Origin of the sequence: Pseudomonas sp. FeN3W (assembly GCA_030263805.2) — a bacterium.
GTDB lineage: Bacteria > Pseudomonadota > Gammaproteobacteria > Pseudomonadales > Pseudomonadaceae > Stutzerimonas > Stutzerimonas stutzeri_G.
The window spans coordinates 2,150,571-2,166,222 of the sequence record CP136010.1; the positions used below are offsets into that span (position 1 = coordinate 2,150,571).

At 58.6% G+C, this 15,652-nt stretch carries 10 protein-coding genes and 4 pseudogenes; 4 read left to right on the forward strand and 10 right to left on the reverse strand.

The window, feature by feature from the left end:
- Positions 1–53: 53 nt before the first annotated feature.
- From P5704_010325 to P5704_010345, 5 genes and pseudogenes are all read right to left on the reverse strand, one after another.
- Entirely contained in the window at positions 54–2,705 is a 2,652-nt protein-coding gene (locus tag P5704_010325; protein WOF80835.1) for an excinuclease ABC subunit UvrA, read from the reverse strand.
- A 47-nt stretch (positions 2,706–2,752) separates the two neighbouring features.
- Positions 2,753–3,292: pseudogene (locus P5704_010330) on the reverse strand (ATP-dependent DNA helicase).
- Positions 3,289–4,928 (reverse strand): annotated as a pseudogene (locus P5704_010335) (VRR-NUC domain-containing protein). The pseudogenes P5704_010330 and P5704_010335 overlap by 4 nt, the downstream one beginning before the upstream one ends.
- A 668-nt stretch (positions 4,929–5,596) precedes the next feature.
- Complete coding sequence (locus P5704_010340) at positions 5,597–6,736, reverse strand: glutathione-independent formaldehyde dehydrogenase (protein WOF80836.1); 1,140 nt, start codon at positions 6,734–6,736, stop codon at positions 5,597–5,599.
- Between the two features lie 568 nt (positions 6,737–7,304).
- Positions 7,305–8,108, reverse strand: coding sequence for a LysR substrate-binding domain-containing protein (locus P5704_010345; protein WOF81203.1), 804 nt, complete (start codon positions 8,106–8,108; stop codon positions 7,305–7,307).
- A gap of 124 nt (positions 8,109–8,232) precedes the next feature.
- On the opposite strand from P5704_010345, the gene istA reads away from it, so the two are divergent.
- The 3 genes from istA (at position 8,233) to P5704_010360 (ending at position 11,110) form a co-directional block, all read left to right on the forward strand.
- Positions 8,233–9,732, forward strand: a complete 1,500-nt coding sequence (istA, locus tag P5704_010350; protein ID WOF81204.1) for an IS21-like element ISPst3 family transposase — start codon at positions 8,233–8,235, stop codon at positions 9,730–9,732.
- Positions 9,725–10,528 (forward strand): IS21-like element ISPst3 family helper ATPase IstB, encoded by an 804-nt coding sequence (istB, locus tag P5704_010355; protein ID WOF80837.1) that lies wholly within the window; start codon positions 9,725–9,727, stop codon positions 10,526–10,528. Before istA ends, istB begins: the two co-directional genes overlap by 8 nt.
- A 279-nt stretch (positions 10,529–10,807) precedes the next feature.
- A complete protein-coding gene (locus P5704_010360) occupies positions 10,808–11,110 on the forward strand; it encodes an antibiotic biosynthesis monooxygenase (protein ID WOF80838.1) in 303 nt (100 codons plus the stop codon).
- A 645-nt stretch (positions 11,111–11,755) separates the two neighbouring features.
- Here P5704_010360 and P5704_010365 read toward each other — a convergent pair.
- The 4 genes and pseudogenes from P5704_010365 to P5704_010380 all read right to left on the reverse strand — a co-directional run bounded on the left by P5704_010365 (position 11,756) and on the right by P5704_010380 (position 13,445).
- Positions 11,756–12,259 (reverse strand): type II toxin-antitoxin system YhaV family toxin, encoded by a 504-nt coding sequence (locus P5704_010365; GenBank protein WOF80839.1) that lies wholly within the window; start codon positions 12,257–12,259, stop codon positions 11,756–11,758.
- Positions 12,256–12,582: a type II toxin-antitoxin system PrlF family antitoxin gene (locus P5704_010370; protein ID WOF80840.1), complete on the reverse strand. Its 327-nt coding sequence runs from the start codon at positions 12,580–12,582 to the stop codon at positions 12,256–12,258. The genes P5704_010365 and P5704_010370 overlap by 4 nt, the downstream gene beginning before the upstream one ends.
- 101 nt (positions 12,583–12,683) lie before the next feature.
- Positions 12,684–13,022 carry an inositol monophosphatase family protein gene (locus P5704_010375; GenBank protein WOF80841.1) on the reverse strand — a complete coding sequence of 113 codons (339 nt, stop codon included), beginning with the start codon at positions 13,020–13,022 and terminating at the stop codon, positions 12,684–12,686.
- Between the two features lie 111 nt (positions 13,023–13,133).
- Positions 13,134–13,445 (reverse strand): annotated as a pseudogene (locus P5704_010380) (transposase).
- Between P5704_010380 and P5704_010385 the strand changes: the two are divergent.
- Positions 13,446–13,892, forward strand: a pseudogene (locus P5704_010385) (integrase).
- A gap of 895 nt (positions 13,893–14,787) precedes the next feature.
- Here P5704_010385 and P5704_010390 read toward each other — a convergent pair.
- Positions 14,788–15,600: an HNH endonuclease gene (locus P5704_010390; GenBank protein WOF80842.1), complete on the reverse strand. Its 813-nt coding sequence runs from the start codon at positions 15,598–15,600 to the stop codon at positions 14,788–14,790.
- Positions 15,601–15,652: the final 52 nt, after the last annotated feature.

Sequence of the window (15,652 nt, forward strand, 5' to 3'; positions counted from 1 at the left end):
CCGTGTGGCGACGATCAATGCCCCGCGAAGCTGGCAACATTTGGCGAACTAAGCTACTCGACCCGCGCCAACTCCCGTGCAAGGAACGGAGCGGTTCGGCTGCCAGACTTTCGGGCCACCTGCTGAGGGGAACCCGCCACCACGATGCTGCCGCCGGCAGCGCCCGCGCCTGGCCCTACGTCGATCACCCAGTCGGCTTGGGCCACCGCACGCATGTCGTGCTCGATCATCACTACGGTATTGCTGGCATCGACCAGGCGCTGCAACTGCACCAGCAGCCGGTCGGCATCCGACGCGTGCAGCCCGGTGGTCGGCTCGTCGAGCACGTACAGGCTTCGGCCGCGCTGGCTGCGCTGAAGCTCGGTCGCCAGCTTGATGCGCTGCGCCTCGCCACCGGAAAGCTCAGTGGCCGGTTGCCCCAGGCGCAGATAGCCCAGTCCGATGTCGCGCAGCAGTTGCAGGGGCCTTGCCACCGCGTCTTCACCCGCGAAGAATTCGCTGGCATCGTCCACGGTCATCTGCAGCACCTCGGCGATGTTGCGCCCGTTCCACTGCACCTTCAGCGTGGCCTCGTTGTAGCGCGCGCCATGGCAGGTCGGGCACGGCGCGTACACGCTGGGCATGAACAGCAGTTCCACGCTAACGAAACCCTCGCCCTCGCAAGTCTCGCAGCGCCCCTTGGCGACGTTGAACGAGAACCGTCCGGCATCATAGCGGCGGCGTCGAGCATCGGGCGTGGCGGCGAACAGCTTGCGCACATGGTCGAACAGACCCGTGTAGGTAGCCAGGTTCGACCGCGGCGTGCGCCCGATCGGCTTCTGGTCCACCTGCACCAGGCGCTGTATGGCGTCCACGTCGCCCGCCAGATGGCCGCCGGTCGCTTCGACCACTGCCGGCCCTTCGCTGGTGGCGCTTTCGGCGGCATCGACTTCAGGCTCGTGGCCCAGGTGCAGCAGCACCAATTCCGGCAGGGCCTGCGCGACGAGGCTGGATTTGCCGGAGCCAGAGATGCCGGTAACGGCTGTCAGCACGCCCAGCGGAATGCGCGCATCCACGCCATGCAGGTTATGGCGGTGGATGCCCTGCAGCTCCAACCAGCCGGTCGCTTCGCGTGCTCGGCTTCCGGGTGCGGGAATTTCGTCGAACAGGTAACGTGCAGTACGCGATTCGGCAATCTTGCGCAGGCCATCCGGCTCGCCGCTGTAGAGCACGCGGCCGCCACGCTCCCCGGCATCCGGCCCGACATCCACGAGCCATTGCGCGCGGCGCATCAGGTCCAGGTCGTGCTCCACCACAAACACCGAGTTGCCCGCGTCGCGCAGCCGGTCGAGTGCATCGTACAGGGCCTGGCTGTCGGAGGGATGCAGGCCCACCGAGGGTTCGTCGAGTACGTACACGACGCCGAACAGCAGGGAACTTAATTGCGTGGCCAACCGCAAGCGTTGCAACTCGCCGGCCGAAAGCGTCGGCGTGGCCCGGTCCAGCGTCAGGTAGCCCAGGCCTAGCCCGCGCAGTTGGCGCAGGCGCGCCATCACGCCTCCAGCCAGGCGCTGTGCGGCGAGGCGCTTTTCTTCCGACAGCGCGGAGGTACGGCGCACGTCGGGCGATACCGCATGGACCGCACGGCCGGTGGCAGCGCGTTCGGCACGCTCACGCCGGGTCGCTTCCTTGTCCGTAGCCGCACCCGCTGCATGGGCGCGGAAATCGCCCTGTGCGATGGGTTCGAGCAATGCCGCCAAGTGGTCCAGCGGCATCTGCATAAACGCGCCGATGTCCACCCCAGCGAAGGTGACCGACAGCGCTTCGGGCTTGAGCCTCTTGCCGTGGCAGGTGGGGCACGGCTTGCCCTCCATGAACCGGGATACGCGCTTTCTCATCAGCGCGCTCTGGGTATTGGCGAAGGTGTGCAACACATACCGCCGGGCGCCGGTGAAGGTGCCCATGTAGCTCGGCTCCATCTTGCGTTTGAGCGCGGTGCGGGTTTCGGCAGGCGTGAAACCGGCGTACACCGGCACCGTTGGTGTTTCCTCGGTGAACAGAATCCACTCGCGATCCTTTTTCGGCAGGTCCTTCCACGGCCGGTCAACGTCGTAGCCCATGCTGACCAGGATGTCGCGCAGGTTCTGGCCCTGCCAGGCGGGTGGCCAGGAAGCAATCGCCCGCTCACGGATGCTCAGGGAGGGGTCGGGCACCATGATCGCCTCGGTCACCTCGTACACATGACCCAAGCCGTGGCAGGTCGGGCACGCCCCCTGCGGCGTGTTCGGCGAAAAATCCTCGGCGTACAGCATCGGCTGGTTGGCGGGATAGGCGCCGGCGCGCGAATACATCATCCGCACCAGGCTGGACAGGGTGGTCACACTGCCCACGGAGGAACGCGCATTGCTGGACCCCCGCTGCTGCTGCAGCGCCACCGCTGGTGGCAGGCCGTCGATCGCATCTACGTCCGGCACGCCCGCCTGGTCGATCAGGCGCCGTGCATAGGGGGCCACCGACTCAAAGTAGCGTCGCTGCGCCTCGGCATAGATGGTGCCGAAGGCCAGCGAGGACTTCCCGGAGCCGGAGACACCCGAGAACACCACCAGCGCATTCCGCGGGATGGAGACGTCCACCTCTTTGAGGTTGTTCTCGCGCGCGCCACGCACCTGCACGAGGCCGCTGGCCGCAGCGGTACAAGAGGATTCACCGAAAGAATTGTTTGGCATGTTCTTATCCTGTAGTTCGCCCCGCTCAGGACGGGACTTCCTGAGTGGTAGGGAAAACTGATGCTCTGCAGATGCTCGTCACGCTTGATGCGGTGTGCTTCTTCCTGTTCAGCCCAGCTCAGAAACAATTGGCACTGCTGATTGAAGAAGTCTTCCAGTTCAGCGGCTGTGAAGTGGTCGCTGAAGGCATGCTCGGCGTGACTCATCACGTCGAAATACATCACAGCCAATTCCAACTCTTCCAGCTCAAGCTGCTGGCAGAGCAGCCAGCCGTAGACCTTGACCTGCGCCCAATGCAGCAGCCGGTGGTTGGCCGGAATGCGGCTGATATCGCCACGGTGGGTTTTGATCTCTTCTAGGCGCCGCTCTTGCGGATCGTACCCGTCGGCCCTGCCGCTGACCAGCAGGCCGGGGTAGCTGCCACTTAGAGGTAACTCGGCGATATAGCCGTCTCCCCGCCGATCAACCACTGTCTGGTGCCCAGCCATGCCTTCCTGAGCGGTGGGGGAAGGGGTGAAGCGCAGATCCAGGTCACCTTCCTTGGCGGTGAACTCGCACAGTGCCCGCACCGCTACCCGATAGCTCATGCCTCAGCCCAGCGCACGTAGCAAACTACAACGGCGATACCGTGCTCAGCCGCGAAACTGAGCCAGCGTTTCTGGTTGTCCTGCAGGCGGTCGCCGGGGCCTTTGACCTCAATCATCCGGTAGCGATGTTCCTGCGGATAAAACTGGATCAGATCGGGCATGCCGGCGCGGTTGGCTTTCAGATCTCGCAGCAGGCGGGTAAAACAGGCGTGCAGGTGTGCAGCGGGAATGCACTGCAGGGCTAGTTCCAGGCGCGCCTCATCGAGCATGCCCCAAAAGACGAAGGGTGATTGCAGGCCGAACTTTTCCTGATACCGGGCCTTGACCAATTGCCTGTAGTCGGGTTGTTCAAGTTGCAGTAGACAGCGTTTGAACAGGTGTTGGCGGCGCGCATAAAAGTCCGGGCTGTGCAGGTCCACCGGGCCACTGTGGAACGGGTGAAAAAATGACCCCGGCAGCGGTGCGAAGATCGCCTCCCAGCACAGCAAGCCGAACAGGCTGCAGAGCAGGGTATTTTCCACATAGTGCACCGGAGCATCATCCTGCTGCAGGTGATCACGCACAGCTATCTCCACACTGCCATGTGTCGGCGCCGGCAATACCAAGTCGATGCGGGTTTCGCTCGCAGCCTTGGGCTTTTTCACCATCTGCAGGCCGAGCTTGCGCTGCAGGCGGGTGAGGGCTCGTTCCAGGCGCTGGCTTTCTTCATAGCTGCCTGGGGTTTGGCTAAAGGCCAGGGCCTGATCATAGGCCTCGGCATCGCGCCCCAGTTGTTCCAGTACGCGAATCTGTCGCCAGCGGGCTTCGCCATGCGCGCTTTGCTGATAAAGCAGCAGGGCCTGCTCCAGCTCACCGCTCCTCTCCAGTTGCTGGGCGATCTGAAACAGCAGGCACGATTGGCGGCTGCAAAGGTATGGGTTGCTTGAACTGAACGCCAGCAACGGCGGTACAATGTCCGCCAGGTCTGCGCCTTGCTCAACGCTGACGCGTAACTGGCGCAGGTGCAGGTAATCCTCAAGATCCTGGCGGCACTGAAAACCACGTGACTCCGGGCCTATATCCACCGATTCGTAACGGTAGATGCCCAGATCCGTCAGCACGAACTCGGACCAGTCCTGAGCCAGATTGCCAAAGAACATCAGGCGCAAACGATCACACAACTCGCCCACCATCAGGCTGAGTAACTGATCATCCAACATAGGGCACCAGTCCGTGAAGGTCTGGGCAGGTAGCTCCATTGCGCGCAGTTGTTCGAGCAGCTCGGCCTTTTTCTGCGCCGCGCGGCGGTCTGTGAGCGGCATATGAGTCAGCACCTCATCCTTGCGCAGCAGCTCGGCAATCTCATCGGCTGTGAGCAGCGCCTGCTCGGTGATCCATCCCTGTTCAAGCAGTGGATCGGCAGCAGCCAGGCAGTCGCCGATTTCCGGGTAAACGAGCTTGCTCAGACGAAAATGACAGCCCTTGCGCTAATCATGCGCACCAGCAAGGCCTGGGATGGCCAGGGCAGGGTATTGAAGGTGTCGAGAAAGGCACGTTCTTCATCCGCCAGTAGATCTGCATAGCGCTCAGCCACCCAGGCGAGTGCCGTACGGAAATTGCTGAGGTAGTAAAGCTCAGGGGCTAACGAGACGGACATGGTAGTGATCACTGTATTCTTGTACAGGATTGTCCGTGTTGCGGTGCCGAGGATCAACTGGCGCAGAAGCTGACGGTATCAGCAGGTGAAAGTGGCCAACTCCAGCCCGATGCTACTGGCGACTCCCGGCCGGTATCTGCCTGTCGCGTTAGGCAGGTACCGGCCGAGACTGTGTAAAAACGTTTTCAAGTGCGGCAGGTACTCAAACACAAGCTAGAAATCGTGCATCTGGGAGAAATCCACATTTGCTGACGTGCCGATAAACTCCAGATTTCACGTAGACGCGAGTACTTCAATTTTGACGAAGCGTTTTTACACACTCTGGGCCAATAGCGGTCAGTCGCGATACCATAGAGATGATTCACCATAAGGCAGCGACTGGAGCTCACGCAGCAATAATCCTTAGATCCATTGCTAACTGACTAATACAAGATGCTGCTGGTTGGCAGATTCGATTCGTTCTCTCATCAGGATCACAAGCCGTCGGTACTCAAGCTTAGGAACAGCATGGCGATTGGCAGATTTCCAAAGTCGCCATGAGTCGCTCAGAACGATGTTTCATGACCGGCGAAACTTGGATCCTGCCTGAGCATCATTGATGCTCGCATGGATTCGAACGATACAGCATCCGAGTAGCCGCCCCGAGCAGGAGACGGCTACTCAAAACACTAAGCCGCAGGCTTCATCACAACCTTCGTCCACCCCTTGTCTCGTGCATCGAAGTGCTTATAAGCACTTGGGCCATCATCCAGCTTCAATCGATGGGAAACGATCTGCGAGGGTGCGGCACGCCCGTGATGAATTAGCTCAGCCAACTGGCGGTTGTACGCCTTGACGTTGGCTTGCCCGGTGCCGATTTTCTGCCCTTTGAACCAGAAGGAACCGAAGTCGAAAGCCATCTTCCCTTCTTTGGCTAACTCGTTCTTGGCACCCGGATCTTGGGGAACGAATAGCCCGACTACTCCGATACCACCGGTTGCCTTGGTCGAGGCGACGAGGTTGTTCATGGTCAGGTGATTCACCTCGTGGCCATGTTTGTCGCAGCACTGGTAGCCCACGCATTCGCACCCACGATCCGTGCCTTTACCATCGGTGTAATTCAGGATTTCATCGACAGCCTTCTGCTCGACGGAATTGATTGGCGTGGCCCCCATCTGGGCAGCCAGTTTCAAGCGGTCTGGTTGATCGTCTATTACGAAGACCTGCGAAGCGCCTTGGATAAGCGCGGAGTGCGCCGCCATCAAGCCGACCGGGCCTGCGCCGTAGATGGCAATGGACTCGCCTGGTTGCAGCCCCGCCAGCCTTGTTGCGTGCCATCCCGTGGGGAAAATGTCGGAGAGCATGACGTAGTCGTCCTCGCGCTCCTTCGCATCCTCAGGCAGCACGAGACAGTTGAAGTCCGCGAAGGGAACTCGCAGCAGCTCGGCCTGGCCACCGTCATAAGCGCCCATCTCTGCAAAGCCGTAGGCGGCACCAGCGCTGCCTGGATTGGCGGTCAAGCAATAGCCGGTAAGTCCTTTCTCGCAGTTTTCACAAAAACCACAGCCGATGTTGAAGGGCAAGCAGACCATGTCTCCAACCTTAACGCGCTCAACTCCTGCACCTACCTCGACCACCTCACCGAGGTTCTCGTGACCGAAGACTCGACCCGTCTCGAAGGTGGTTCTGCCTTCGTACATGTGCAGATCGGAACCACAAATATTCGTGGATGTGACTCGAACGAGAGCATCCGTTGGTCTCTCGATCTTCGCATCTGGGACGTTCTGGACGCTGACGTCACGCGGGCCGTTGTAGACGATTGCTTTCATCTGGGTTCTCCAAGTCAGTTCAAAGGAGCGCCGATTGCGCTTTCGCTCCTACCTTGGTTCGTCTCCCATACAACGCGCGTTGTTCAGGAAAACTGGTCAAAGCCTGACGGGCGGTACCGCGTTCGAGGCTGATGCAACAGCTCTAAAACGACCATTTTCCTCTATTGAAGCGCACGTCGCCGTTGCTCGGCACTGGACTAAACTTTCCGTTTTTGCAGACAAATCGAGATGCCCAATGGAGACCGCTAAGATTCAAGCATTCACGAAAGCTGAACGGGGTGAGTGCAGAAATGAGCTTGAATGTGCTTGCCTATAATTTGAAGCGGGTGATGAAAATCATGGGTACCGAAGGCTTATTGAAGGCGATGACGGCGTAAAAGCCCCGGTTTTTACTGTCCCAAGAGGTACCACAGTGCTTTATAAGCGCTCTGACGCGCCACCGGCGCTGATCGTGGCAAATGCTCGGGAAATCACTACGCCCAGGCGCAGTGGGCTGGGGCATACAAGATGTGAAAGTGTTTTTACACACTCTGGGCCAAAAGCGGACGATTGCTGGCAGGTATTCAAGCTATGTCCCCAGGCCCTGGGGAAATAGCTTGGGGTTTGAGAAAGCCTGCTTAAGGTGGTCGTACACCAATCGCACCCGCTTCGATACAGGACCCTGCTGCGGGCGGTATATGAACAGATCCCATGGTGCTGGAGCGTGATCAGCCAAAACGGCAACCAGCTTTCCTGACCGCAGATGAGGCTCAGCCAGATAGGCAGGAATTTGGCCAAAACACATGCCTGCCAGGGTGGCTTCCAATTCCGTATCTGGATCATCACAGATAAGAGCTGGCTGCCTGGGCGCGAACGTTTGCCCGTCGGCAAATAGCCAAGGCCAAGGGCGGCCATTTTTCCGGTCGATCAGGACTGAAAGTGGCAGCTTAGCTAAGGCATCCAAAGATTTAGGTGGTGTCTTTTGGCCTATGAGAGACGGGCACGCGACAACGTAAAACGGCACGGGAGCTAAGGCACGTGCAACGTAGCGCCGGTCGCGAATAACCCCCACCCGGATACCAATATCGATATGCGCTTCAACGGCATCAGTCATCTGATCTTCCAAGCGGAGATCGAATTGCAGGTCAGGATGTGCAGCGGCCAGGGGCTGAAGAAACGGTATTAGGAAGCGCCTGCCAATAGCATGTGGAGCCGTAATCCCCACCTTACCTGACAGCTCAGGTTCCATCCTGTGCGACCGGAATAGCGTATCGAAATGATCCAGAGCTGACCTGGCATCTTTGGCGTAATCCTGACCGAAAGCAGTGATGCTCACCTGGCGGGTATTGCGGTGGAACAGTGATTCGCCAAGCTCAGTTTCCAGGGCTTGAATGGCTCGAGTTGTTGCCGCTGACCGAAAACTGACCCAGTAGAGGCTGTTCTGCCGACTGAAAACTGACCCAGGTGTTCAACTGCTTCTGCTCAATTTTTGAGCAGGAGAACACAGGGTGATCAGTATGGAAATGATGGGCAAAATTCGGCGGATGTATTTCCGCGACAAGCTGTCGCTGCATGAGATAGCCAAGCGCACCGGGCTGGCGCGCAACACGATTCGCAAGTGGGTCAGAGCACCTGAGGCCAAGCAGCCGGTGTACCAACGCCGCGCGATCTTTAACAAACTCAGCCCTTTTCACGCCACGCTAGAGCAGGCGCTAAAAGCCGATTCGCTGCGCCCCAAGCAACAGCGGCGCAGTGCCAAGGCGCTGTTGGCGCAAATCAAAGCCGATGGTTATGACGGTGGCTACAGCCAGCTCACCGCGTTTATCCGTGCCTGGCGAGGGGGACAGGGCAAGGCGTCGCAGGCCTTTGTGCCGCTGACCTTTGCTCTTGGCGAGGCGTTTCAGTTTGACTGGAGCGAGGAAGGCTTGCTGGTCGGCGGCATTTACCGGCGTATGCAGGTGGCACATCTGAAGCTGTGTGCCAGCCGTGCGTTCTGGCTTGTGGCGTATCCGAGCCAGGGCCATGAGATGTTATTTGACGCCCATACACGCTCGTTCGGCGCCTTGGGCGGCGTGCCGCGCCGGGGCATCTACGACAACATGAAGACCGCCGTCGACAAGGTCAATAAGGGCAAAGGCCGGGCGGTGAATGCACGCTTTGCGGTGATGTGCGCGCATTACCTGTTCGATCCGGACTTCTGCAACGTCGCCGCTGGTTGGGAAAAGGGCATCGTTGAAAAGAACGTGCAAGACAGCCGTAGGCGCATCTGGCTAGACGCCCAGGACTGTCATTTTCACTCCTTCGAGGAACTCAATGCCTGGCTGGGCCAGCGCTGCCGCGCGCTTTGGAACGAGCTGACGCACCCTCAATACAGCGGGCTGAGTGTAGCCGAAGTGCTGGAGTTGGAGCGCGCTGAACTGATGCCTGTGCCAGCGCCATTCGACGGTTACGTCGAGCGGCCTGCGCGGGTCTCCAGCACCTGTCTGGTCAGCGTCGGGCGCAACCGCTACTCGGTGCCGTGTGAGTACGCGGGTAAGTGGGTCAGCAGCCGTTTGTATCCGACGCGAATCGAGGTGGTGGCTGACGACGCGCTGATCGCCAGCCATGTCCGCTTGCTGGATCGCGACCAGGTCAGCTATGACTGGCAGCACTACCTCCCGCTGATCGAACGCAAGCCCGGTGCGCTGCGCAACGGCGCGCCCTTTGCTGATCTGCCGGCGCCGCTGCGTCAGCTTAAGCACGGTCTGGGGCGTCATGCCGGCGGTGACCGGATCATGGCGCAAGTTCTGGCTGCCGTACCGGTCGCCGGGCTCGATGCGGTGCTGGTGGCTGTTGAGCTGGTACTGGAAAGCGGCAGCCTGAGCGCCGAACACATCCTCAATGTCGTGGCGCGCCTGGCCGCGACCGAACCACCACCCAGCGTCGAAACCCACTTGTCGCTCAAGGAAGCCCCCGTCGCTAACACGGCGCGCTACGACCGCCTGCGTGGCCAGGCCGAGGAGGTCGGTCATGCGTGATTTGATGGCGGAACTCAAGGAGCTGCGCCTGCACGGCATGGCCACGGCCTGGGCGGAGTTAACTGCACAGGGTGAGTCGAACACAGCCTCGTCCAAGTGGCTGCTCGAACACCTGCTGGAACAAGAGCACACAGATCGCGCCATGCGCTCGGTGAGCCACCAGATGAACATGGCCAAGCTGCCGATGCACCGCGATCTGGCCGGCTTCGACTTCAGCGCCTCCAGCGCCGACGCTCGCTTGATCAGCGAGCTGGCCAATCTGAGCTTTACCGACACCGCGCAGAACGTGGTGCTGATCGGTGGGCCAGGCACCGGTAAAACCCACCTAGCCACCGCGCTGGCCGTGTCCGGCATCACCCGGCACGGTAAGCGCGTGCGCTTCTACTCCACGGTCGATCTGGTCAATCTGCTGGAGCGCGAAAAACACGACGGCAAAGCCGGGCGGATCGCCCAGGCACTGCTGCGCATGGATCTGGTCATCCTCGACGAACTGGGTTATCTGCCGTTCAGCCAGGCTGGCGGTGCGTTGCTGTTTCACCTGCTGTCCAAGCTGTACGAACACACCAGCGTGGTGATCACCACCAACCTGAGCTTCGCCGAATGGTCGAGCGTGTTCGGCGACGCCAAGATGACCACCGCCCTGCTGGATCGGCTGACCCACCACTGCCACATCGTCGAAACCGGTAACGAGTCCTATCGCCTGCAACACAGTAGCTTGGCGGCCCAGGCCAAGATCAAATCACGGGAGCGAAAGCGTAAGGGCGGCCAGGAACCGGAGGACGATGAGTCGTTCTGATTTCATGGTGACGACGGCCTGCTGCATGGCTGCATGTGGCAGGTCTTCAACAGCTGAACTGGGCTAGCGAAGGAGTGGGGGCAACAGCAGCTGCGCTGGTAGACTTATCCACAGTTGCTGGTAACAAAATCAGCAATCCGCCCTGGGTCAAATTTCAATCGGCAGGGTGGGTCAATTTTCCATCAGCGCCAACACTATAGAGATGTCTATCATGAAGACTTAGCGTGCTGTCTCGTCGATCCCTTCACCCACTTTTCCATTTACCCCAAGGATTACAGCATGACCAAGCTCGCCTTGTTTGTTCGCCTCGAAGCCAAACCCGGCCAGGAGGCTGCGCTTGCCGACTTCCTGGCCAGCGCACTGCCACTCGCCAACGCAGAGTCCGGCACCACTGCCTGGTTCGCATTGAAGTTTGGCCCTTCGACGTTCGGTGTGTTCGATGCCTTTGCCGATGAGGCAGGTCGCCAAGCACATCTGAACGGCCAGATCGCCGCGGCCTTGATGGCCAACGCCGCGACCTTGCTCAGTTCTCCGCCCAATATCGAGAAGGTCGAACTGCTTGCAGCCAAACTGCCTGCATGACAACCCGGCCTTGACCCAATCAGGTCACGCTGCAGGATGGGGGTCACAAGCTCTACGCAGCGATCCCCCCCCTCGATTGCACTTGCCCAGGGAGCTACTTTCCACAGCGATGGGGGGCAATATTGCAGCCAGAACTTCCAAGCTGCGTCAGCAAGCAGGGGCAACATCAGGGCTGGCTGTGATGTTCCGATTCGTCGGGTAGTTATCGAGAAGTACCGACTGTTTGCAACGTGTCGGTACCGAGAGCCGTCTGGGCGAGCCAGATTTCCGGCCAATCGAAAGTCCGCAGTCCGCAAGCGCGGACCGATAGAGCGGTTTGTTGAAAATCAACGACCTAGCATCGGGCCGTGCGGGCTAGTGAGGGTTTCTGGGGGTTCGTACGTAACGATTCGAACTCCTGCGGGGGCTCGGAGCCGGGGGATTTGAATCCAAAGACAAAAATACCCAGCTCAAATCAGCGTTTCAGGCACTTGGTCTCTGAAAACTGATTTGTAGGATTTCACTCTTAAGCAATATAGGAACCTTGAGCCTTCCGTCAAGAGCGCAACCAAAACGATTTCCAGTTTAAAGGCGCCGCGCGGTGCGGGAAGGATGTTCTGGGTTCAAATCCTCGATAGGGATTTGAACCGGCAGCTTGTTGGGGGCTCAGTTGACCGAGGTGGCGGCCGAATTTAATCGTGCGTTTTCCTGCGTGGCTTCATTCAGCAGCTTATCCCACGAGTCAGGTGGATGTCCGCTTGCGAGCATTTTTCGAAACACCTTGTAGGCGTCATCGCTGCTCTCATAGGCACGCTTGGTGTCTTCGTCATTAACCCACGCCAAGATGATTACCTTGCTTGGGCCGTGGTACCGGAAGAACAGCCGATACTGCTGAAAAAACTTGGCACGGAACCAGTGCTTATGTTCCTCGCCCAATGTGCCACCTTGGCGGTATTCGGGCTTGCTCGGGTCTTGTGGGATAACGTCAAAAGCCAGCTTGGTGATGGCTGCCAGCCGCTTGGCTGCATTATTCTTGCGATAACCCACGGGGTCTTTTTGTTTTGAGAGCTCAACTTGCTGAATGAGGGTTTCGAGCTGATCCAGAAACAAGGGGTGCGCAAATACTGTCCAGCCATGAGCAACCAGTGGCTTACCTTGGTCTTGGCTCATTCATCGTCTGCCGACAGCGGGGCATCCAGATCTATATCGTTGCTATCGACCAGCGAATGAATGCGTGCCACGAGATCTGAATCTATGGCTCGCAGGTGCTGAGGGTTCGCTGCGATGTCATGTGCAAGAAAGCTGAGAAACTGGCCGATTGCCGGGTCATCCTCAGTGGGCTCAGCACGGCTCAGCACGACCTCACCGCTGGGGCGAATCGAGTAATGGATTTTGTCGCGCTTGTTTAGCTGAAGTGCGCGGCGAACCGTTTCTGGTACCGTCGTCTGATAGCGGTCGGTAAGGGTGGATTCGACTTCAAGTGCTCTGGCCATGACTTGCTCCGGCTCGTGTGAGTTGCTTCAAGGTAATGCGGATGCATTACCTTGTCAATGCGGTTGCATTGTCTGAGCTGGGGCGATAGTCGAGCAATGGGCTAGCTGAATACCATGCTCCAGTTGCGGGTAACCAGCGTCTTACATGCTTCTGAGGTGCCGCCAAAACATCTCCGAGATACTGTCTGCATGTCGGCTTCAGTGATATAAGTGATGCTGTTCCCATCCTGGTCAATCAGCACACCCCCTGCGCCAATTAGCAGCGCATGACCTGCAGCCACATCGTGTGCTGAAACCGGCACAAGCGATACGCCTGCATCCCCATCACCTGCTGAGACTCGTGCCAACCGATAGGCGATGCTGGGCATCGCCACAAAGCAACCTGGTGAGCACAATTCAGAATTGATTTCGGGCTTGTTCGTTGCCGCAGTGCTGACCATAACTCTGCTGTCTTGATTCCATTCTTTTTGGCGAGTGTCGCTTTAATGGGGCTCCCATTGCGAAGCACACACGGTGCCCCTTTTGCCCATGCGACGCAGTCGGAATCACCAGTGATTGGGTACTTCATCCTCAAAGCCCAGTCGGCAGAACCAGCGATAGGCCAGGTTTAAGTGCACCTCTTCTCACGATCGCCGTTTGGAAAGGATGCCATAGCAGTAGCCGACGACCAGCATGCGCACCATCAATTCCGGGTCAATCGAGGTGCGCCCGATGGGGCTATAGAAATCCGCCAGGTAGGCACGCAGATCGCTGAGATCCAGGCACTGGTCGATGCTGCGTAAGAGGTGTTGGGGCGGAACGTGGTCTTCCAGATTGAACGAGTAGAACAGGCACTGCTGTCCTCCTGGTAACTGTCCCATCATGAACGGCGTCAGGCCGAAGGCAACGATGCACTGCTTTTCAACGAGCTGAGCTTCGATCCGAAGCACCTGTACTCCCGCGACCCAAGTCGGTTTTTCTGCGGGCCGTGCACGGGAACAGGATACATCGGTCAGCACTGCCCGCCAGCCGTAAATGGTGGTCTAAATTTTAAAAGCTTCCGCCGCTCGTTTGCCGTGAGACTTGAACGGTCAGGTATACCCCCTTCAACCATTGCCTATCTGCTCGGCCATGAGGGTGGTGCTCCAGAGGTCACAGCAGACCACTACTTGGAAAAGCCGCTGAGTTTGAGATTACTGGAGCAGATGGAACGCGGCCTGACTTACAACATCCAGACCGACGAGATTCGCTGGGAGCATTTTAAAAAGCTGCTCAATAGCCAAGCGGGACGCGGAAAGCGCGGGAGGAAAAGTAAGCTGCAGCTTCACTAATGCATAGAGCGGGAACGATCATCGCTTGGAGATGATTATGAGACAGGATGAATAAAAGGCCGCAGCCAATCTGCGGCCTTTTTCGTTCTGAACACAACAGGAAAGAAACCGAATTTTCACGCAACTCCGGGCATCGCTTGCGGCGACGGTTGGCACGCCCTATCGCTGAGCACAGTCCACCACGAACTTGCATCCGCTGCGACGAGAATTCCGTGACAGTCGGCTGCTGCCACACAAATTTCAGTTGAAGCGTGGGCGCTTTGGCATCAGACCGGACACCGCTTCATAACGCCACTGTGACAGACACACGGCACGGTCACCCGGCGCATCGACACTCACTAACTGCCGCAAGCCCTACGAGTGACACGGCGAGACTGCAGCACTCGAGTCATGTGACATGGCGGTCGTAAGACAAGTGTGCCGCAGTGATCGGGCTTATGATTGAGGCCGGGGCGGCAGCGCCCGCGAATGGCGCAGCTCACGTCTGTGCACAATCGCCATTTCGGCCAGGCAACGCCTGGCGGCTATGATTTGACAACAAAATTGCGGGGGCATACTTGAAGCAGCGAAGCGTTCCTTCAAGTATGCCCCCGCGCCCCATACTTGAAACCTTCAAGTATGGGGCAGTTGAGCATTTTGGGCGTTTGCAGGTAAGCGAAACGAATGTGGAGCGAGACCAAGCAATAAGACCAAAATGATCAACTGCCTTCGCGAAGCGGCTGCCGTTGTTGTCAAAAAAGCTTTTTCATTTGCCGCAGGTAGATGGCTAGTTAGATTCGATGCTAGGCATGGCTGCTTTACCCTATACGGAAAACGGCAGCACCACAGTTGGCGATCCAGTTCCCCCGCTTCCACTCTCTAGCGAAGCTCGGCGTTGGCCACCTTGCTCCTGTGACTATCCAGCAAGCAGGGTCGCCATTCTTTCCCGAATCTCCGGGTACTCGAGATCCCATTTCTTCATGTAAATGTGCACCGCGCGATGACAGTTCGGGCAGAGCAGTGCGAGATCCTCGAACCTGACGGCGTGCTCCGAGGAATAGGTTGATATGGGCACCTTGTGGTGTGCCTCTATGCATTCGACGCCATAGCGCGCCGCGAAGCGTTGACGGCAGATTTCGCACTCCGAGGCGGAGCGTCCCTTCAGCTGCCCGACGATATCTCTGTTCCGTTCTGCCATGAGGTGCGTTACATACCTTAGCCCACCCTCCCGGAAGTCGGCTCCCTCTTCCGAAATGCTCGCGTCCGATTCAACGATCATTCGATTCCTGACCAGTACTACGAATCGATCGTCAATAGCCGAAACGTCGAACGCCCCTTCGTATGACCAGGAGCTCCCAGCCTCCGTAAAGAGAAGGATCGGATATCGGTACACGGGCTGATGGATCAGAACGGCGTTCGCCTTCTCGGCATGTGAAATGACGCCATCGCGGGCCTTGAAGGAATAGTGGTAGGCGGTCTTTTCATTGTCCAACCATCCATCGTCCGCGTATGCCCCCGGTCGCGCCTTCAGGATAACGGCTCGACATGCCGGTAGGCCCCCAACCCAGTTGATTCCCTGCTGCGGCGTGTTCCCGACTTTCAGGTCCTCGCCACTCCAGAAGCTGGAGCCCGCCACCTTCGAATGCTGAATGAGGTCGAAGAGATTGCGCTTCGATACGCAATCTCCGGGGGCCAGTCGAAACAGGTCCTGCGTTCCTTTCAGTTCCATTGTCACCTCTCTTCTCGCCCCACAGCTCGGTCTTGGTGCAGGCCGGCAGACC

Coding starts and splice junctions, on each gene's coding strand:
- P5704_010325 (WOF80835.1), bottom strand. CDS start 2,705: ATGCCAAACAATTCTTTCGGTGAATCCTCTTGTACCGCTGCGGCCAGC.
- P5704_010340 (WOF80836.1), bottom strand. CDS start 6,736: ATGAAAGCAATCGTCTACAACGGCCCGCGTGACGTCAGCGTCCAGAAC.
- istA (WOF81204.1), top strand. CDS start 8,233: ATGGAAATGATGGGCAAAATTCGGCGGATGTATTTCCGCGACAAGCTG.
- istB (WOF80837.1), top strand. CDS start 9,725: ATGCGTGATTTGATGGCGGAACTCAAGGAGCTGCGCCTGCACGGCATG.
- P5704_010360 (WOF80838.1), top strand. CDS start 10,808: ATGACCAAGCTCGCCTTGTTTGTTCGCCTCGAAGCCAAACCCGGCCAG.
- P5704_010365 (WOF80839.1), bottom strand. CDS start 12,259: ATGAGCCAAGACCAAGGTAAGCCACTGGTTGCTCATGGCTGGACAGTA.
- P5704_010370 (WOF80840.1), bottom strand. CDS start 12,582: ATGGCCAGAGCACTTGAAGTCGAATCCACCCTTACCGACCGCTATCAG.
- P5704_010375 (WOF80841.1), bottom strand. CDS start 13,022: ATGGTCAGCACTGCGGCAACGAACAAGCCCGAAATCAATTCTGAATTG.
- P5704_010390 (WOF80842.1), bottom strand. CDS start 15,600: ATGGAACTGAAAGGAACGCAGGACCTGTTTCGACTGGCCCCCGGAGAT.